Source organism: Streptomyces sp. NPDC005281, from assembly GCF_040607495.1.
Lineage (GTDB): Bacteria > Actinomycetota > Actinomycetes > Streptomycetales > Streptomycetaceae > Streptomyces.
This window is the reverse complement of record NZ_JBEXGX010000003.1, coordinates 207,747-226,522: the sequence shown is the minus strand read 5'-3', so window position 1 is coordinate 226,522 and position 18,776 is coordinate 207,747. Positions and strand designations below refer to the sequence as shown.

Below are 18,776 nucleotides of genomic sequence, written 5' to 3'. Positions count from 1 at the left end.
TCCTGGTCTCAGCCGCTCCGGGACGGAGGAAACGCCATGACAGCCACGGACCCCGCGCTGACCGCCCTCGCTCAGGGCTGGTGCGCGCTCTCCCTGCTGCACGGGAGGATCGAGGCCCACATCGAGCGGGCCCTCCAGGCCGGGCACGGGCTCAGCGTGCGGGAGTACTCCCTGCTCGACGTGCTCAGCCGACAGCACGACGGGGAGGGCGGCCACCTCCAGATGAAGCAGGTCGCGGACGCGGTCGTCCTCAGCCAGAGCGCCACCACACGGCTGGTCACCCGCCTCGAGGACCGCGGACTGCTGGCCCGCTATCTCTGCCCCACCGACCGGCGCGGCATCTACACGAATGTCAGCGAAGCGGGACTGAGGCTTCTCGCCGAAGCCCGGCCCACCAATGACGCCGCTCTGCGCGAGGCGCTCGACGACGCGGCCGGAAACCCTGCCCTGGCATCCCTGGTCCGGGCCGTGGAGTCGGCGAGCACACCCGCCCACCCCGTGCCTTCCGCGAGCGTGCCCTCGTAGGCTGCCTTCATGGCTGATCTTGAGATACGAGCCGCAGTCGCCGACGACGTGCCCGCCATCGTCGCGATGCTGGCCGACGACCCGCTCGGCGCCCGACGCGAATCGCCCGACGACCTGACCCCGTACCTCGACGCCCTGGACCGTCTGGGCCGCGACCCGAACCAGCACCTGGTCGTCGCCGACCGCGACGGCCGCGTCGTGGGCACCCTGCAACTCACCGTGATTCCCGGCCTGTCCCACAGAGGGGCCACCCGCTCGGTCGTCGAGGCCGTTCGTATCCACGCCGACGAGCGGGGCGGCGGCCTGGGGACGCAACTCGTCGAGTGGGCGGTCGCGGAATCCCGGCGTCAGGACTGCCGGCTGGTCCAGCTGACCTCCGACGCCTCCCGCACCGACGCCCATCGCTTCTACGAGCGACTCGGATTCGAGGCCTCGCACATCGGCTTCAAGCTCCCGCTCTGAGGTGTTCGCCGCACGCGGCGAGAGGGGCCCCGTTTCACGTGAAACGGGGCCCCTCTCGTCCGGTGCCGCCTACCGGACTCCTCGCCAGCCTTCCGGGTCCACTCCGCCGGGCACCGGAGCGTCCTCGTCGTACGGCTGCCGCGTGAACACGAACGACCCGAGGTCCAGGTGGCTCACGGAGCCGTCAGGCCGTCGTACGGGCCGCAGAAGCTCGCCCGCGTAGTAGCCGTCGAGCCCCGTCCATGTCCCGTCGCCGTTCGCCCGGAAGCGGGCGCCCCTGCCTACGCCCGAGAGTGGGCCCAGCACCAACCCCCCGTCGGCCGGCAGCCGCAGCCCGAACGCCTGAGTCCCCCAGTACCACTGACCCGCCAACTCCAGGGCTTTCTGGTCCACTTCGGCCATCGGCTGCCAGGGTTCGGGGATCCGCGGCTCCGCCTCGGCGACGATCCGCACCAGATCGGCGGCCACGGTGAACACGGGCGGCCCCGAGGTGCAGTTGGACAGCACCACCGCCGCCACATCCTCCTCCACGTCGACCACCAGTCCGGCGAGGAAGCCCGGCAGGGAACCGGAGTGTCCGGCGAGGGTGCGGCCGGCACGATGCACGATCTGGAGGCCGAGTCCGTACGAGGACACCGCCGCCGGCTCCGCGGTCTCGGGCGGAGCGGCGGGCTCGCGCATCTCCCTGACGGACTCCGCACTCAGCACCCGGTCGTCGCCGTGGGCGAGGAAGACGGCGAAGCGGCCCAAGTCCCCTGTGGTGGACCACAACTGCCCGGCCGGAGCCATCCGCCCCAGGTCCTCCGCGGGTTCGGGCATCATCGCGTCCGCCCACGGATGGACGGCCCAGCCCCCGGCGTGCGGCGCCCGCGGGCGAGCGCTCGTACGGTGCAGGCCGAGCGGTTCGAGAATCTCGCGGCGCAGCACTTCTTCCCAGGGTGCGCCGCGCAACTCCTCGACCAGCGCGCCGAGCAGCGTGTAGCCGGGGTTCGAGTAGTGGTGCCGGCGTCCGACCGGATGCCGGAACGGCTGCTCGCCCAGCACATCGGCCAGTTCGGGACGCAGCGAACCGGATGTGCGCTCCCACCACGGCCCGGGTGACTCGGCGGCCAGACCTCCGGTGTGGGCGAGCAGTTGGGAGATGGTGACCTCGCCCGCGCCGGTGCCCGGCACATGCTTCTCCAGCGGATCACCGAGGTCCAGGACACCCTCGTCGCGCAACCGCAGCACCAGCACGGCGGTGAAGGTCTTGGTGATAGAGCCGATCCGGTACTGCACGTTCTCGTCCGGTCCGTGACCGTCCACCGAGGTCCGCGCCCCGGTCCATACCGCCTTCCCGCCCCGGACCACCGTCGCGACGAGTGACGGCGTCCGTCCCTCGCTCTGCGCGACGGCGATGCGATGCAGCAGGGCCCGGCGTGTGCCGGGAAGCAGATCATCGTGGGATGTCGTCATGGCACCAGTCCACCCGTCCTGACGCCGGACGTCGAGCGGATTGAACCGAAGCGGCCCCGCGGGGCCACCGGATCAGGTCTGTGCCATGTCCACGAAGCGCGAGTAGTGACCCTGGAAGGCGACCGTGATCGTCGCCGTCGGGCCGTTACGGTGCTTGCCGACGATGATGTCGGCCTCGCCGGCTCGGGGGGACTCCTTCTCGTACGCGTCCTCGCGGTGGAGCAGGATGACCATGTCGGCGTCCTGCTCGATCGAGCCGGACTCACGCAGGTCGGAGACCATGGGCTTCTTGTCCGTACGCTGCTCGGGGCCACGGTTGAGCTGGGACAGCGCGATCACCGGCAGCTCCAGCTCCTTCGCCAGCAGCTTCAGGTTTCGCGACATGTCGGAGACCTCCTGCTGGCGGCTCTCGGAACGCTTGCCGCCGGACTGCATCAGCTGGAGGTAGTCGATGACCACGAGCTTGAGGTCGGCGCGCTGCTTGAGGCGGCGGCACTTGGCGCGGATCTCCATCATCGACAGGTTCGGGGAGTCGTCGATGTAGAGGGGGGCGGCCGAGACGTCCGGCATACGGCGGGCGAGCCGGGTCCAGTCCTCGTCCGTCATGGTGCCGGAGCGCATGTGGTGCAGGGCCACCCGCGCCTCGGCCGAGAGCAGGCGCATCGCGATCTCGTTACGGCCCATTTCGAGCGAGAAGATCACGCTGGGCATGTTGTGCTTGATCGAGCAGGTCCGGGCGAAGTCCAGGGCCAGCGTCGACTTACCCATGGCGGGACGGGCCGCGATGATGATCATCTGGCCGGGATGCAGGCCGTTGGTGAGCGAGTCGAGGTCGGTGAAGCCGGTCGGCACGCCGGTCATCTCCCCCGAACGCGATCCGATCGCCTCGATCTCGTCGAGCGCGCCCTCCATGATGTCGCCGAGCGGCAGATAGTCCTCGGTGGTCCGCTGCTCGGTGACCGCGTAGATCTCGGCCTGGGCACTGTTGACGATCTCGTCGACGTCGCCGTCGGCCGCGTACCCCATCTGCGTGATGCGCGTGCCCGCCTCGACCAGGCGGCGCAGGACCGCCCGCTCGTGCACGATCTCCGCGTAGTACTCGGCGTTCGCCGCGGTCGGGACCGTCTGGACAAGGGTGTGCAGATACGGCGGGCCGCCGACCTTGGTGATCTCGCCGCGCTTGGTGAGCTCGGCCGCGACCGTGATGGGGTCGGCCGGCTCGCCCTTCGCGTACAGGTCGAGAATCGCGCCGTAGATGGTCTCGTGCGCCGGGCGGTAGAAGTCGTGGCCCTTGAGCACCTCGACGACATCGGCGATGGCGTCCTTCGACAGGAGCATGCCACCGAGGACGGACTGCTCGGCGTCGAGGTCCTGCGGCGGCACCCGCTCGAAGGACGAACCGCCGCTCTCCCAGGAACCGTTGTCCCGGTCGTGCTGCTCGTCGCGGCCTCGGCCGCCGTTCCCACGCCGACGGGACGAGGGCAGACGATCACTGGGACCGCTGTCCGCCCAGGGGTCGTCCAAGGGCTCGGAAATAGTCACCGAGCCACCTCCTCCCGTCCGCGGAGCGGACCTAGCAGTGCCTTCAATTTCTACGGCACGGCACTGACAAGTGAGCGGCCCGACTCCGGATCTCGCGCGTCGGTTTTGCGTGCTTTCCGAGGACGGAGAAGAGAACGGGCGCCGCACCACGTTAGGCCCGCGGGCACCGTCAGCCAATCTGGTTATCCACAGGCCATGTGGACGACGGCCCCTATGCTGTGGAGAACTCCGCGAAACCTGTGCACGACCCGGTGGACAGCCCTGTGAACAAGCCCTCAGGCCTTCTGAAGAACACGTCCTGACCTGGCATTTTCCCGTCCACCGGCTGTGCAGAAGAAAAACTTCTCCAGCGGGATCAAGTTCGCCTCGAACAGTGCGCCACAACACACCCCGCTCGCACAAAAGTAAGGGTCCTTAGCCGTTTGCATCTCTTACCTGTGGAAGATTAGATTGATGCTCATGACACAGGCTCCCCCGGCGCCCGGAACCGTCCGCCACCGGCACGACCGAGAGATCGTCGCACTGGCCGTTCCGGCGTTCGGCGCGCTCGTGGCCGAGCCCCTCTTCGTGCTGGCCGACAGTGCCGTCGTCGGCCATCTCGGAACCGCGCAGCTGGCCGGACTCGGCGTCGCCTCGGCCCTCCTCATGACAGCCGTCGGAGTCTTCGTCTTCCTCGCCTACGCCACGACTGCGGCGGTCGCCCGCAGGGTCGGCGCCGGGGATCTGCGGGCCGCGATCCGCCAGGGCATGGACGGCATCTGGCTCGCCCTGCTCATCGGCGTGGCCGTGATCGCCGTGGCGCTGCCCACCGCGCCCTCCCTCATGGAGCTGTTCGGCGCCTCCGACTCGGCCGCGCCGTATGCGACGACCTATCTGCGGATCTCGGTGCTCGGCATCCCCGCCATGCTCGTCGTGCTCGCCGCCACCGGAATTCTGCGTGGGCTCCAGGACACGAAGACCCCGCTGTATGTCGCCGTCGGAGGCTTCGTCGCCAACGCGGTCCTCAACACCGTCCTCGTCTACGGCGCCGGCCTCGGCATCGCCGGCTCCGCCTGGGGCACGGTCATCGCCCAGTGCGGGATGGCCGCCGTCTATCTCCACGTCGTCCTCCGCGGAGCGCGCAGTCACGGCGCATCCCTGCGACCGGACGCCGGCGGCATACGAGCCTGCGCCCGGGCCGGCACCCCCCTGCTCGTCCGGACACTGTCGCTCCGGACGATCCTCCTGATCGCCACGGCTGTCGCCGCGCGGCTCGGGGACGCCGACATGGCGGCACACCAGATCATTCTGTCGTTGTGGAGTCTGCTCGCCTTCGCGCTCGACGCCATCGCCATCGCGGGACAGGCGATCATCGGGCGCCATCTGGGCGCCGGCGACGCCCAGGGCGCCCGTGAGGCCTGCCGCCGCATGGTGCGGTGGGGGCTCGTCACCGGGCTCGTCCTCGGTCTGCTGGTCATCGCCGCTCGCCCCCTGTTCCTTCCCCTGTTCAGCGGTGACTCGGGTGTACAGGACGCGGCACTGCCCGCCCTGGTGATGGTGGCCGTCTCGCAGCCGATCTGCGGGATCGTCTTCGTGCTGGACGGCGTGCTGATGGGCGCGGGGGACGGCCCCTACCTGGCCTGGGCCATGCTCCTCACCCTGGCGGTGTTCACCCCCGCCGCTCTGCTCGTTCCCGTTCTCGGCGGCGGGCTGACCGCGCTCTGGGGAGCGATGACGCTGATGATGGCCATGCGGATGCTCACCCTGTGGCTGCGCTCCCGCTCGGGCCGCTGGATCGTCACGGGCGCCACCCGCTGACGTACGCCGACCGTTTCACGGGAAACGGGGGGTTTCACGTGAAACAGCGCTGCCGACATCCGGGGAGGACCCCGGCGGAGGCGCTCTTGGAAAGCAGAAGGGCCGCACCCCGAGGGGTGCGGCCCTTCCTCTCAGCTATGCCGAGTGCTGCACTCAGGCAGCGACAACCTCGATGCTGACCTTGGCGGCAACCTCGGGGTGCAGACGCACGGACGTCTCGTGGGCGCCCAGGGTCTTGATGGGCGAGCCCAGCTCGATGCGGCGCTTGTCGACCTCGGGGCCACCGGAAGCCTTGATCGCCGAAGCGACGTCGGCCGGGGTGACGGAACCGAAGAGACGACCGGCGTCGCCGGAGCGAACGGCCAGGCGGACCTTGACGCCTTCGAGGCGGGCCTTGATCTCGTTGGCCTGCTCGATGGTCGCGATCTCGTGGATCTTGCGAGCACGACGGATCTGCGCGACGTCCTTCTCGCCACCCTTGGTCCAGCGGATCGCAAAGTTCCGCGGGATCAGGTAGTTGCGAGCGTAACCGTCCTTGACGTCGACGACCTCGCCGGCGGCGCCGAGGCCGGAGACCTCGTGGGTAAGGATGATCTTCATGTGTCGGTCACCCTTCCTTTATCGCGCGGTGGACGTGTAGGGCAGCAGCGCCATCTCACGGCTGTTCTTCACAGCCGTGGCGACGTCACGCTGGTGCTGCGTGCAGTTGCCGGTCACGCGGCGGGCACGGATCTTGCCGCGGTCGGAAATGAACTTCCGCAGCATGTTCGTGTCCTTGTAGTCCACGTACGTGACCTTGTCCTTGCAGAACGCGCAGACCTTCTTCTTAGGCTTGCGCACAGGCGGCTTCGCCATGGTGTATCTCCTGTGTGATCAAGAAGTGGGAGTACGGCCCACCCCAGGCCCTGAGGCCTAGAAGGGGGGCTCGTCCGAGTAGCCGCCGCCGGAACCGCCGGAGGAGCTTCCGCCCCAGCCGCCGCCACCGCCACCGCCGCCGCCCTGGTTGCCACCGGCGGGAGCGCCGGTCGCCCAGGGATCTTCGGCCGGAGCGCCGCCGCCCTGCTGGGCGCCGCCGGAGCCACCGCCCCAGCTGCCGCCCTGCTGGGCGCCGCCGTTGCCGCCGCCGCCGTAACCGCCCTGACCGCCTCGGCCCGTGGTCTTGGTGACCTTGGCCGTGGCGCTCTTCAGGCTGGCGCCGACTTCCTCTACGTCCAGTTCGTAGACCGTGCGCTTGACGCCCTCACGGTCCTCGTAGGACCGCTGCTTCAGCCGGCCCTGCACGATGACGCGCATGCCTCGCTGGAGCGACTCGGCGACGTTCTCCGCCGCCTGACGCCAGACCGAGCAGGTCAGGAACAGGCTCTCGCCGTCCTTCCACTCATTGGTCTGACGGTCGAAGGTGCGGGGGGTGGACGCGACACGGAACTTCGCGACCGCCGCACCGGAAGGGGTGAAGCGCAGCTCGGGGTCGTCGACAAGATTGCCGACGACCGTGATGACGGTCTCGCCTGCCATGGGGGAACCTCTCGGCGGGTTTGCTGCTGGCTGCTGGTGCTACTCGATGCCCGAGACCAGCTGAGCTGGAGAGCTCAGTGGGTCTCGGGGCGGAGGACCTTGGTCCGGAGGACCGACTCGTTCAGGTTCATCTGGCGGTCGAGCTCCTTGACGACCGCAGGCTCGGCCTGCAGGTCGATGACCGAGTAGATGCCCTCGGGCTTCTTCTTGATCTCGTACGAGAGACGACGACGGCCCCAGGTGTCGACCTTTTCGACCTTTCCGGCGCCCTCACGGACGACGGAGAGGAAGTTCTCGATCAGGGGGGCGACAGCGCGCTCCTCCAGATCGGGGTCGAGGATGACCATCACTTCGTAGTGACGCATGTGGAACCCACCTCCTTTGGACTCAGCGGCCACGGTCGTTCCGTGGCAGGAGGGTTGTTATGCGTACGCAACGGTATCGGCCGCCACTGACAATCGGGTCTCCGATCGGCGAACCGAGCGGTGATCCCTGTCGTGACCTGGCTGTGAGCCTGGGCAGACACCGGTGCAGAGGCTACAGACTACCTGCACACCTGCTTCCGGTTGAAATCCGACCGGGTTGGCCGTCAATCTGTACACATCGGGTGTGTATGGCGCTACGATGCGCCGCCTTCCGCAGGAGGTGCCTTATGGCACAGACAATGCGTCCCAGCACCACCGGCTCACTCTTCGCCACGGACGGCAAGCCTCATCCGCTCCAGGACACCCTGCTCGTGGTGACCCTGGTGTTCGGAGTCCTGGCCTTCGTCACGTCGATGTTCCACAGCCTCCATCTGCTCAGCTCGTGGGCCGGTCTGATCGGGATCCTTGCCGGCGCCTACGGCCAGTTCATCTCCGCGACGACCCGGGAACGGTTCGGACTGATCGTCGGACTCGGTCTCTCGGGCGTCGGTTTCTACCTCGGTCTGGCCCACGGCGGCCTGTTCGGCGGTGTGATCTGAGCCGAACGTCCGTTTTCCCCTGACCTCGGGGCGCTTCGCACCGCGCCCCCGCGGTTCAGGTCCCATACGGCCATTCGGGGCGCTCGCAGGGCGCAGTAGGCTTCGGCGCGAGAGCCGGAGCCCTTGTACCCATGGGGACACACCAGCCCGAGGAGCCCCCCGAATGAGCCTGACCCTGAGGACCATCAGCCGAGAGCAGCATCTGGCATACATCCAGAGCCTGCCCGCGGCCAGCCACATGCAGGTCCCCGCATGGGCGGACGTCAAGGCCGAGTGGCGCTCCGAGAGCCTCGGGTGGTTCGACGACAACAGCGGCCAGATGGTCGGCGCGGGTCTGGTGCTGTACCGCCAGCTGCCCAAGATCAAGCGCTATCTCGCCTACCTGCCCGAGGGTCCGGTCATCAACTGGTTCGCACCGAACCTCGACGACTGGCTCCAGCCGATGCTCGCGCACCTCAAGCAGCAGGGCGCCTTCTCCGTGAAGATGGGCCCTCCGGTGATCATCCGGCGCTGGGAGGCCACGTCCATCAAGGGCGGCATCCAGAACCCGGACGTGAAGCGCCTGCGCGACATCGAGGCCGACTTCATCGAGCCGCGCGCCTTCGAGGTCGCCGACAAGCTGCGCCGCATGGGCTGGCAGCAGGGCGAGGACGGCGGTGCCGGCTTCGGCGACGTCCAGCCCCGCTACGTCTTCCAGGTGCCGCTGGCCAACCGTTCCCTCGAAGAGGTCCACAGGAACTTCAACCAGCTGTGGCGCCGCAACATCAAGAAGGCCGAGAAGGCCGGCGTCGAGGTCGTCCAGGGCGGTTACCAGGACCTGGAGGAGTGGCAGCGGCTCTACGAGATCACCGCGACCCGTGACCACTTCCGGCCGCGCCCGCTCTCGTACTTCCAGCGCATGTGGACGGCCCTCAACACCGAGGACCCCAACCGCATGCGGCTCTACTTCGCCCGGCACAACGGAGTGAACCTTTCGGCCGCGACGATGCTCGTCGTCGGCGGTCACGTCTGGTACTCCTACGGGGCCTCGGACAACATCGGGCGCGAGGTGCGGCCCTCTAACGCGATGCAGTGGCGCATGCTGCGCGACTCGTACGCCCTGGGAGCCACGGTCTACGACCTGCGCGGCATCTCCGACTCGCTGGACGAGACCGATCACCTCTTCGGTCTGATCCAGTTCAAGGTGGGCACGGGCGGAGAGGCCGCCGAGTACCTCGGCGAGTGGGACTTCCCGCTCAACAAGCTGCTCCACAAGGCTCTCGACATGTACATGTCTCGGCGCTGAGCCGTCCGGAACCCCGCCCCGGGCCCTTTGAACGGCCCCGATCGGCCCCGAATCGCCGCGAATCACGATCCCGGGCCGCCGAACCGGCCCGGGACCGCCCCATCGGCCCGGCGAATCAGCGACAATTCCATTTCATACCTCTGATACACCGCAGCCACGAGAAAGGTTCCGGGACCGGCCATGGCGCTCACGCTCTACGTCGACACCGCGCGCTGGCGGGCACACCACAAGCAGGTGTCCGAGCAGTTCCCGGGGCTCGTCCCCGTCTGCAAGGGCAACGGCTACGGCTTCGGCCATGAACGGCTCGCGGACGAGGCCACCCGCCTGGGCTCGGACATCCTCGCCGTCGGCACCACGTACGAGGCCGCCCGGATCAAGGACTGGTTCGGCGGCGATCTGCTGGTCCTGACGCCGTTCAGGCGCGGCGAGGAGCCCGTGCCGCTGCCCGACAGGGTCATCCGCTCCGTGTCGTCCATCGACGGCGTGTACGGCCTCGTGGGCGCCCGTGTCGTCATCGAGGTGATGTCCTCGATGAAGCGGCACGGCGTGAGCGAGGAGGACCTGCCGCATCTGCACTCCGCCATCGAGAACGTCCGGCTGGAGGGCTTCGCGATTCACCTGCCGCTGGACCGCACCGACGGCTCGGACGCCGTCGAGGAGGTCATCGGCTGGATGGACCGCCTCCGCGCGGCCCGGCTGCCCCTGCACACGATGTTCGTCAGCCACCTCAAGGCCGAGGAACTCGCGCGCCTTCAGCGGCAGTTCCCGCAGACCCACTTCCGCGCCCGCATCGGGACGCGGCTGTGGCTTGGGGACCACGAGGCCACGGAGTACCGCGGGGCCGTCCTGGACGTCACGCGCGTCTCCAAGGGCGACCGCTTCGGCTACCGGCAGCAGAAGGCGGCCTCGGACGGCTGGCTCGTGGTCGTGGCGGGCGGTACGTCGCACGGGGTGGGCCTGGAGGCCCCCAAGGCTCTGCACGGCGTCATGCCGCGGGCCAAGGGCGTCGCGCGCGCCGGCCTCGCGACGGTCAACCGGAACCTTTCTCCGTTCGTCTGGGCCGGCAAGCAGCGCTGGTTCGCCGAGCCTCCGCACATGCAGGTCTCGATCCTCTTCGTGCCCCACGACGCCACGGAGCCGAAGGTCGGCGACGAACTGGTGGCCCATCTGCGGCACACCACCACGCAGTTCGACCGCGTCGTCGAGCGCTGACCCCGCTCGGCGCACTCGGGAGCGACGAAAAGGCCGTACACGGACTCCGTGTACGGCCTTTCGCGTGGCACTTCCCCGTCCTGTTCGCTCAGAGCGAACGGTCTCCGGGTGCCGAGTCCTCGTGCCAGTCGGCCGGGGCAGCCCCCTCGAAGTGCGCCGCGTGCCGCGGCGGATGCGCGGCCGGGCCGAGGACGAAGACGTCCTCCGCGCCGTCGAGGATCCCTCCCGACGGGTCGTCGTCGCCCGCACGGCGCACCACGTCGTGCTCCGGCATGAAGATGTCCCGTACGACCACCGCGCACAGGTACAGCGTCCCCAGCAGGTGGACTGCGATGGCGACCTGGTAGCCGTCCGTCGGCAGACCCTTGTGGGCCTCACCGCTGGTCGTGTACGCGAGGTACATCCAGATACCGAGGAAGTACGCGACCTCGCACGCCTGCCAGATGAGGAAGTCCCGCCAGCGCGGCCGGGCCAGCACCGCGAGCGGGACCAGCCAGAGCACGTACTGCGGCGAGTAGACCTTGTTGGTGAGGATGAAGGCCGCGATGATCAGGAAGGCCAGCTGGGCGAAGCGGGGGCGGCGGGGGGCGGTGAGCGTGACGGCGCTCAGCCCCGCACAGATGATCACCATCAGGACCAGGGCCCAGGTGTTGGCCGTGTCGGGCGTGATCGCGATCTTCAGCCACTGCGAGACGAACAGGAAGACCGAGCCGAAGTCGACGCCGCGGTCGTGGCTGAAGCTGTAGAACTTCGCCCATCCCTCGGGCGCGAGGTACATGACGGGAAGGTTCACGGCCAGCCAGGCCCCGACCGTGCCGAGCAGCGCCGTACCGAACTCACGCCACCTGCCGGTGCGCCAGCACAGCAGGAAGAGCGGCCCGAGGATCAGGAACGGGTAGAACTTCGCGGCCGTGGCGAGCCCGATCAGGACACCGAAGGCCAGGGCGCGTCCGCGGGACCACATGAGCATCGCGGCGGCCAGCAGGGCCACGGCGAGGAGATCCCAGTTGATCGTGGCCGTCAGCGCGAAGGCGGGCGCCAGGGCGACCAGGAGGCCGTCCCAGGGGCGACGGCGGTGGGTGCGTGCGGTGCATACGGCGATGACGGCCGCGCACACCATCAGCATCCCCGCGTTGACCATCCAGTAGACCTGCTCCTGGTGCTGGATGCTCCCGCCGCCCGGGGTGAGCCAGGCCGCGACCTCCATGAACACGCCGGTCAGCACCGGGTACTCGAGGTAGTCCATGTCGCCGGGGATCTTGTCGAAGTACGGCACGAGACCGTCGGCGAAACCCCGCCCCTGATAGAGGTGCGGGATGTCCGAGTAGCACGCGTGCGTGTACTGCGAGCTGGCTCCGAAGAACCAGCCGCCGTCGTAGCAGGGCAGCTTCTGGATCATCCCGAGGGCGAACATGCCGATCATCACCAGCGCGACGACCCGCACGGGCGTCCACCAGGACGTCCCGAGCAGGGCCCGCCGCCCGATGGGGCCGCCGATCAGCTCACTGCCGCCGGCGGCGACCTCGTCATCCCTGGTCGGCCGCACCAGCTCCGGCTCGTGAACGCTCGCTCGCGTCGTCTCTGCACTGGGCATGCCGCACATCCTGCCGTACGTGTCTGAGAACGGAAGCGGGGACGACCCCTGAAACAGCTTCGCGCGTGCGCCCCGAGGGGGCGCACGCGCGAAGGGTGGTCGGCGACCGTCAGCCGGAGCCTCCGAAGAGGCCTCCGTTGCCGTTGCCTCTGCTGCTCCCGGTGGTGGCGGTCGCCGACGGTGAGGTCGTCACACCGCCGTCCGTGCCGCCGGCACCCGTGGCACCGGTGTCCGTGCCACCGGTGGGGGTCCCGCCCGTGGTCCCGCCGTTGTTGTTGCAGTTGAAGTCGAACTTCCTGCACGTCGACGTCGCGGAGGGCGTGGGAGACGGCAGGGTGGCGCTCGGGGTCGGGCTCGGGCTCTCGGTCACGCTCTCGGAGGCCGAGGGCGTCGGCGTCGGGCTCGGGGCGTCGTTGAGGATCGTCCCGATGTCCTCGGGCACCGGGAAGGACTTCGGCGCCGTCCCCTTGAGCGCGACCTCCATGTAGTCCCGCCAGATCTGGGACGGGAACGAGGCACCGTGGATGGTCTTCTCGCCACCCGTGCCGTACATCTGGAGGAACTCGCGGTTCTTGTTGGTCTCGTCGTCGTCCAGGCGGTACATGCCGATCGCCGTGGCCAGCTGCGGGGTGTACCCGACGAACCAGGCAGACTTGTTGCCGTCGGTCGTACCGGTCTTGCCCGCCACGTCACGGCCCTGGAGCTGGGCGTTGGTGCCCGTGCCCTTCTCGACCACGGTCTTCAGCACGTCGGTGACGTTGTCGGCGACGGCCGGGGTGAAGGCCTCCACGGCCTTCGCGATGCGGTCGTGCTGGAAGACGGTGCCGTCCTTGCTGGTCACCTTGTCGACCGAGTACGGGTCCCGCTGCGTGCCGCTCGCCGCGAAGGTGGCGTACGCCCCGGCCATACGGATCGCGCTCGGGGAGGAGGTACCCAGGGAGAACGACGGGAACCTGGAGCTGGCGAGGCTCGACTCCTTGATGCCCGCGCGCAGTACCGAGTCCTTCACCTTGTCCAGGCCCACGTCCATGCCCAGCTGGACATAGGCGGAGTTGACGGACTCACGCATCGCCTCACGCAGGTCGATCTGGTACGAGGGCGCGTTGTAGGACTGCTGGCCGTCGTTCTGCTGGAGCCACTCCTTGCCCTTGTCGTCCGTCCAGTCGGTTCCGTCGTAGTCCTTGATCTTGAGCTTGTTCTTGCCGCTGTACAGGCTCTTCGGCGAGACGACGGTGCGTTCGTCCTGCGCCTGCTCCGGACCCAGCTTGGGATCCTTGACGCCCCAGGACATGGCGGCCGCCAGCACGAAGGGCTTGAACGTCGAACCCACCTGAGCGCCGGTCTGGTCGGCGTTGTCGGTGAAGTGCTTGGTCGCGTCCACGCCGCCGTAGATGGCCTCGATCGCACCACTGTCCGGGTTGACGGACGCCCCGCCGAACTGGACGTACTTGTCGTTCTTCGGGCGCAGCTTGGGCTTGATGTTGGCCTTCTGCACCTTCTTCACCGCGGCCTCGAGCGCGTTGACCTTCTTCTTGTCGAAGGTCGTGTGGATCTGGTAGCCGCCCTGCCGGAGCTTGGTCTCGGTGATCCCGGTGTCTTTGCTGTTCGTCACCAGGTACGTGTTGGCGAGATCGACCAGATAGCCGACCTGTCCGCCGAGCGCGGCGTTCGACCGCGCGGACTGGATCGTGGGGAACTTCGTGTACCTGGCCCGCGTGGCCGCGTCCAGACGGCCGTCCTTGACCTCTTCGCCGAGGATCCACCGCCAGCGTTCCTCGGCACGCTTACGGTTCTTCTGCGGCGTGGCGTTGACCGAGTCGATCGACTCGGCACCGGCGGGGTCGTAGTACGTGGCGCCCTTGAGCACCGCCGCCAGGAACGCGCACTGACTCGGGTCGAGGTCGGTGGCGTCCTTGTTGAAGTAGGCGTGCGCGGCGGCCTGGATACCGTAGGCGTTACGCCCGTAGTACGCGGAGTTCAGGTAGCCCGCCATGATCTGGTCCTTGGGCATCTTGGCCCCGACCTTGATCGAGACGAACAGCTCCTTGAGCTTGCGGGAGACCGTCTGCGACTGGTCCTGGAGCATCGCGTTCTTCACGTACTGCTGGGTGATGGTGGAGCCACCCTGCGTCTGGCCGCCCTTGGCCATGTTCACGAAGGCGCGGGCGATACCCATCGGGTCGACGCCGCTGTCGGTCTCGAACGTCTTGTTCTCGGCCGACATCACCGCCCAGCGCATCTCCTTGGGGATCTGCGCGTAGCTGATGATCTGGCGGTTGGCCTCGCCGCCCGTGGCGACCATCTCGCTGCCGTCTGCCCAGTAGTAGACGTTGTTCTGGGCCTTGGCGGTCTTGCCGACGTCCGGGATACCCACGAGGGCGTATCCGACACCGGCGGCCGCGACCAGGCTGCCCGTGAAGCCGACGAACAGGCCCGTCACGAGCTTCCAGGACGGCACCCAGCGCGCGGCACCGTACCGGCCCGCGCGCGGGTAGTCGATGATTCGTTTCTTGGCGGGCTCGGGAGCGCGGCCCCGGCCGCGTCCAGGCCCGCCCGGACCCTGGGGACCACCGCGTCGGCCGCCCCCTCCTCCGGAGCCACCGGGGCCACCGGGTCCACCGGGACCGGCGCCCTCGGCGGCTCTGCGCCGGCCTCCGGCGCCTGCGCGCTGTGTGGCACGCCGCGCCTCGGCACGGCTGCCGAACGGGCTCTCTTCACCCCCCGGGCCGTACGGATCGGAAGGAGACCCGGTGGCGTCTCGCGGTGCATCGCGGCGGCCTGCGGACGGGCCTGCCTGCGGCTGGCCGCGCCGGGCCGCGGCACGCCCGCCGCCCTGCGGCTGCGGCGGTTTGCGACGGTGCTCGCTCATCGAACGATTACTCCTCGGGCAGGCGCACCTTTGCGCGCCTGGAAACGGCGGCTGGTTTCCGGTCCCCCCGAAGTACGGATGCGGTCGATTGCGCATTCACCCGTACTGCACCAAAGACGTTGACGTACTCAGACGTCACTCGGTTCCCGGTGGTTGTCCATCCCGCACAGAGTACGCACCGTCAAAACACACCTAGGGCCGAAGTTCACCCCAAATCAGGCAACTTGCTTCGTATGAATCGGTGATGTGACGCCGTTCACTCTGCTCCCTCTTGTCGCATCCGCAGAGCCGTTCTATCGTGCTGATGTATCGAGTCGATACATCAGCACGGCATAAAGGCCGGGCTGACGAGGCAGCGACAGGGAGGAGGCGACGATGAGCCGGCGTGCCGGGATCCTCGAGTTCGCCGTACTCGGCCTGCTCCGCGAGTCCCCGATGCACGGCTATGAGCTGCGCAAACGACTCAATACGTCACTGGGTGTGTTCCGTGCCTTCAGTTACGGAACGCTCTACCCCTGCCTCAAGACGCTGGTCGCCAACGGCTGGTTGATCGAGGAAGCAGGATCCACACCCGAAGACGCCCTGACGGCAACGCTCGCCGGACGTCGCGCCAAGATCGTCTACCGATTGACGGCGGAAGGTAAGGATCACTTCGAGGAGCTTCTCGCGCAGACGGGTCCCGACGCGTACGAGGACGAGCACTTCGCTGCTCGCTTCGCCTTCTTCGGGCAGACGTCACGCGATGTACGCATGCGCGTACTGGAAGGTCGCCGCAGCCGTCTGGAGGAGCGCCTCGAGAAGATGCGCGCCTCGCTGGCGCGCACCCGAGAGCGCCTCGACGACTACACGCTTGAGCTCCAGCGCCACGGAATGGAGTCCGTGGAGCGCGAAGTGCGCTGGCTGAACGAGCTCATCGAGAGCGAGCGGGCCGGACGGGACGTCAAGCGTCCCGGCTTCGAAGGCTCCGCTCAGCAGGACAACACATCTGGAGAGACGGGCGGCCTGCCCCGGCACCGGGACAGCCCCCGGCCGGATCCGTCCGACGACACCGCCACGTGAGACCCCGTCCGGGGTTTCACCGATAGACACAGGGAGCAATCGGAATGGGTTCGGTTCGCGTAGCCATCGTCGGCGTGGGCAACTGCGCCGCCTCGCTGGTTCAGGGCGTCGAGTACTACAAGGACGCCGATCCGGCGGCCAAGGTGCCCGGCCTGATGCACGTCCAGTTCGGCGACTACCACGTCCGTGACGTCGAGTTCGTCGCCGCGTTCGACGTCGACGCGAAGAAGGTCGGCCTCGACCTCTCCGACGCCATCGGTGCCAGCGAGAACAACACCATCAAGATCTGCGACGTCCCGAACAAGGGCGTCACGGTCCAGCGCGGTCACACCCTGGACGGTCTCGGTAAGTACTACCGCATGACCATCGAGGAGTCCGCCGAGGCCCCGGTCGACATCGTCCAGATCCTCAAGGACAAGCAGGTCGACGTTCTCGTCTGCTACCTGCCCGTCGGTTCCGAGGCCGCGGCGAAGTTCTACGCCCAGTGCGCCATCGACGCCAAGGTCGCCTTCGTCAACGCTCTCCCGGTCTTCATCGCCGGCACCAAGGAGTGGGCGGACAAGTTCACCGAGGCGGGCGTCCCGATCATCGGCGACGACATCAAGTCGCAGGTCGGCGCGACCATCACGCACCGCGTGATGGCGAAGCTGTTCGAGGACCGCGGTGTCCGTCTCGAGCGCACCATGCAGCTCAACGTCGGCGGCAACATGGACTTCAAGAACATGCTCGAGCGTGACCGCCTCGAGTCCAAGAAGATCTCGAAGACGCAGGCCGTCACCTCGCAGATCCCCGACCGCGAGCTGGGCGAGAAGAACGTCCACATCGGTCCCTCGGACTACGTGGCGTGGCTCGACGACCGCAAGTGGGCGTACGTCCGCCTCGAGGGCCGTGCCTTCGGCGACGTCCCGCTGAACCTGGAGTACAAGCTCGAGGTCTGGGACTCCCCGAACTCGGCCGGTGTCATCATCGACGCCGTGCGCGCCGCGAAGATCGCCAAGGACCGCGGTATCGGCGGCCCGATCCTCTCCGCGTCGAGCTACTTCATGAAGTCCCCGCCGGTCCAGTACTTCGACGACGAGGCTTTCGCCAACGTCGAGAAGTTCATCAAGGGCGAGGTCGAGCGCTAAGCACACTTCTGTGCTCGCTGCTGAGGAGGGTCCCCGGGCTTACTGCCAGGGGACCCTCCTCGTATGTGAGGCTGTGCCTCATGGCCGTCGTGCGTGACCTGCGCGTCCTCCTGCGCTTCCAGGGATTCAGACGCCTGCTCGGTGTGCGGCTGCTCTCCCAGGGCGCCGACGGTGTCTATCAGGTCGCACTGGCCACCTACGTGGTCTTCTCACCGGAGAAGCAGACCTCGGCGGCCTCCATCGCCTCCGCGATGGCGGTGCTGCTCCTCCCGTACTCCCTGATCGGTCCCTTCGCGGGCGTCCTGCTGGACCGATGGCGGCGCCGGCAGGTTTTTCTGTACGGCAATCTGCTGCGCGCGGCGCTGGCGTGCGTGACGGCCGTCCTGATCCTGAGCCGGATGCCCGACTGGCTCTTCTACACCTCCGCGCTCTGTGTCACCGCCGTCAACCGCTTCGTCCTGGCCGGGCTGTCCGCCGCGCTGCCCCGGGTCGTCGACGCGCACCGGCTGGTGCTCGCCAATTCGCTTTCACCGACCGCCGGAACGCTCGCGGCCACCGCGGGCGCGGCTCTCGCGTTCGCCGTACGGCTGGTCGTCGCGGACTCGGACGCGGCGGTGGTCCTCGTGGGAGCCGCCCTGTATCTGTGCGCGGCCCTCGCCTCGCTGCGTATCGCCCCGGAGATCCTCGGGCCCGACCAGGATCAGGTCCGCCCCTATGTGGGCACCGCTCTTGTCGGCACCGCGCGAGGGCTCGCCGGAGGTGTGCGCCATCTGGCGGAGCTCCCACGACGGGAGGCGGCCTGGGCTCTGCTGACGATGACCCTGATGCGCTTCTGCTACGGCGCCCTGACGGTCATGGTGCTGATGCTCTGCCGCTACGCGTGGGCGTCCGGTTCGGACGGCGGGCTGGCTCTGCTGGGACTGGCCGTGGGGGTCTCGGGAGCCGGCTTCTTCGTCGCGGCCGTGGTGACACCCTGGGCGGCCGGACGGCTGGGCCCCGGCCTCTGGATCGCCGTCTGCGCCGGCGCCGCCGCGGTCCTCGTGCCCGCGCTCTGTCTCCCGTTCGCTCCCACCCCCACACTGGGCGCCGCCTTCATGCTGGGCGTGACCACACAGGGCGCGAAGATCGCCACGGACACCATCGTGCAGTCCGCCGTGGACGACGGCTTCCGCGGCCGGATCTTCTCCGTCTACGACGTCCTGTTCAACGTCGCCTTCGTCGGAGCGGCAGCAGTGGCCGCGCTGATGCTGCCTTCTGACGGACGGTCCGTTTCTCTCGTCCTCACGGTGGCAGCTGTGTACGCATCAATTGCGGTCGCTATGGCCCGCTTTGAGCTTCAGTAAGTGTCACATCAGTGCCACAGAGCCACT

At 68.3% G+C, this 18,776-nt stretch carries 17 protein-coding genes; 9 read left to right on the top strand and 8 right to left on the bottom strand.

What is annotated here, in order from left to right; translation table 11 throughout:
- Positions 1-36: 36 nt before the first annotated feature.
- Both ABZV42_RS06175 and ABZV42_RS06170 read left to right on the top strand, forming a co-directional pair.
- Positions 37-525, top strand: coding sequence for a MarR family transcriptional regulator (locus tag ABZV42_RS06175; RefSeq protein ID WP_355983566.1), 489 nt, complete (start codon positions 37-39; stop codon positions 523-525).
- 9 nt (positions 526-534) lie between these two features.
- The gene (locus ABZV42_RS06170; protein ID WP_356050993.1) at positions 535-987 is read left to right on the top strand and encodes a GNAT family N-acetyltransferase; all 453 of its coding nucleotides are present in this window, start codon (positions 535-537) and stop codon (positions 985-987) included.
- 69 nt (positions 988-1,056) lie between these two features.
- Here ABZV42_RS06170 and ABZV42_RS06165 read toward each other — a convergent pair whose 3' ends face one another.
- Positions 1,057-2,442: a serine hydrolase domain-containing protein gene (locus ABZV42_RS06165; RefSeq protein ID WP_355983568.1), complete on the bottom strand. Its 1,386-nt coding sequence runs from the start codon at positions 2,440-2,442 to the stop codon at positions 1,057-1,059.
- 72 nt (positions 2,443-2,514) lie between these two features.
- A complete protein-coding gene (dnaB, locus tag ABZV42_RS06160; RefSeq protein ID WP_355983569.1) occupies positions 2,515-3,984 on the bottom strand; it encodes a replicative DNA helicase in 1,470 nt (489 codons plus the stop codon).
- Positions 3,985-4,443: 459 nt separating this feature from the next.
- Here dnaB and ABZV42_RS06155 point away from each other — a divergent pair, with 459 nt between their 5' ends.
- Positions 4,444-5,781, top strand: coding sequence for an MATE family efflux transporter (locus ABZV42_RS06155; RefSeq protein ID WP_356050992.1), 1,338 nt, complete (start codon positions 4,444-4,446; stop codon positions 5,779-5,781).
- A 153-nt stretch (positions 5,782-5,934) separates the two neighbouring features.
- Here the strand turns inward: ABZV42_RS06155 and rplI are convergent, their stop codons facing one another.
- The 4 genes from rplI to rpsF all read right to left on the bottom strand — a co-directional run bounded on the left by rplI (position 5,935) and on the right by rpsF (position 7,661).
- Positions 5,935-6,381: a 50S ribosomal protein L9 gene (gene rplI, locus ABZV42_RS06150; protein WP_355983571.1), complete on the bottom strand. Its 447-nt coding sequence runs from the start codon at positions 6,379-6,381 to the stop codon at positions 5,935-5,937.
- Between the two features lie 18 nt (positions 6,382-6,399).
- Positions 6,400-6,636 (bottom strand): 30S ribosomal protein S18, encoded by a 237-nt coding sequence (gene rpsR / locus ABZV42_RS06145; RefSeq protein ID WP_003949403.1) that lies wholly within the window; start codon positions 6,634-6,636, stop codon positions 6,400-6,402.
- Between the two features lie 57 nt (positions 6,637-6,693).
- Positions 6,694-7,296 (bottom strand): single-stranded DNA-binding protein, encoded by a 603-nt coding sequence (locus ABZV42_RS06140; protein WP_355983572.1) that lies wholly within the window; start codon positions 7,294-7,296, stop codon positions 6,694-6,696.
- Between the two features lie 74 nt (positions 7,297-7,370).
- On the bottom strand, positions 7,371-7,661 hold the full coding sequence (gene rpsF, locus ABZV42_RS06135; protein WP_037615007.1) for a 30S ribosomal protein S6: 291 nt from the start codon (positions 7,659-7,661) through the stop codon (positions 7,371-7,373).
- A 287-nt stretch (positions 7,662-7,948) separates the two neighbouring features.
- Here rpsF and ABZV42_RS06130 point away from each other — a divergent pair, with 287 nt between their 5' ends.
- From ABZV42_RS06130 to ABZV42_RS06120, 3 genes are all read left to right on the top strand, one after another.
- Complete coding sequence (locus tag ABZV42_RS06130; RefSeq protein WP_355983573.1) at positions 7,949-8,260, top strand: hypothetical protein; 312 nt, start codon at positions 7,949-7,951, stop codon at positions 8,258-8,260.
- A gap of 163 nt (positions 8,261-8,423) precedes the next feature.
- Entirely contained in the window at positions 8,424-9,545 is a 1,122-nt protein-coding gene (femX, locus tag ABZV42_RS06125) for a peptidoglycan bridge formation glycyltransferase FemX (RefSeq protein WP_355983574.1), read from the top strand.
- Between the two features lie 180 nt (positions 9,546-9,725).
- Positions 9,726-10,757, top strand: a complete 1,032-nt coding sequence (locus tag ABZV42_RS06120; RefSeq protein ID WP_355983575.1) for an alanine racemase — start codon at positions 9,726-9,728, stop codon at positions 10,755-10,757.
- An 88-nt stretch (positions 10,758-10,845) separates the two neighbouring features.
- On the opposite strand, the gene ABZV42_RS06115 is transcribed toward ABZV42_RS06120, so the two are convergent.
- A complete protein-coding gene (locus ABZV42_RS06115) occupies positions 10,846-12,360 on the bottom strand; it encodes a glycosyltransferase 87 family protein (RefSeq protein WP_355983576.1) in 1,515 nt (504 codons plus the stop codon).
- Positions 12,361-12,460: 100 nt separating this feature from the next.
- Positions 12,461-15,220 (bottom strand): transglycosylase domain-containing protein, encoded by a 2,760-nt coding sequence (locus tag ABZV42_RS06110; protein WP_356050991.1) that lies wholly within the window; start codon positions 15,218-15,220, stop codon positions 12,461-12,463.
- A 375-nt stretch (positions 15,221-15,595) separates the two neighbouring features.
- Here ABZV42_RS06110 and ABZV42_RS06105 point away from each other — a divergent pair, with 375 nt between their 5' ends.
- The 3 genes from ABZV42_RS06105 (at position 15,596) to ABZV42_RS06095 (ending at position 18,749) form a co-directional block, all read left to right on the top strand.
- Positions 15,596-16,279: a PadR family transcriptional regulator gene (locus tag ABZV42_RS06105; RefSeq protein ID WP_355983578.1), complete on the top strand. Its 684-nt coding sequence runs from the start codon at positions 15,596-15,598 to the stop codon at positions 16,277-16,279.
- Positions 16,280-16,323: 44 nt separating this feature from the next.
- On the top strand, positions 16,324-17,406 hold the full coding sequence (locus tag ABZV42_RS06100) for an inositol-3-phosphate synthase (RefSeq protein ID WP_355983579.1): 1,083 nt from the start codon (positions 16,324-16,326) through the stop codon (positions 17,404-17,406).
- Between the two features lie 80 nt (positions 17,407-17,486).
- A complete protein-coding gene (locus tag ABZV42_RS06095) occupies positions 17,487-18,749 on the top strand; it encodes an MFS transporter (RefSeq protein WP_356050990.1) in 1,263 nt (420 codons plus the stop codon).
- Positions 18,750-18,776 lie beyond the last annotated feature (27 nt).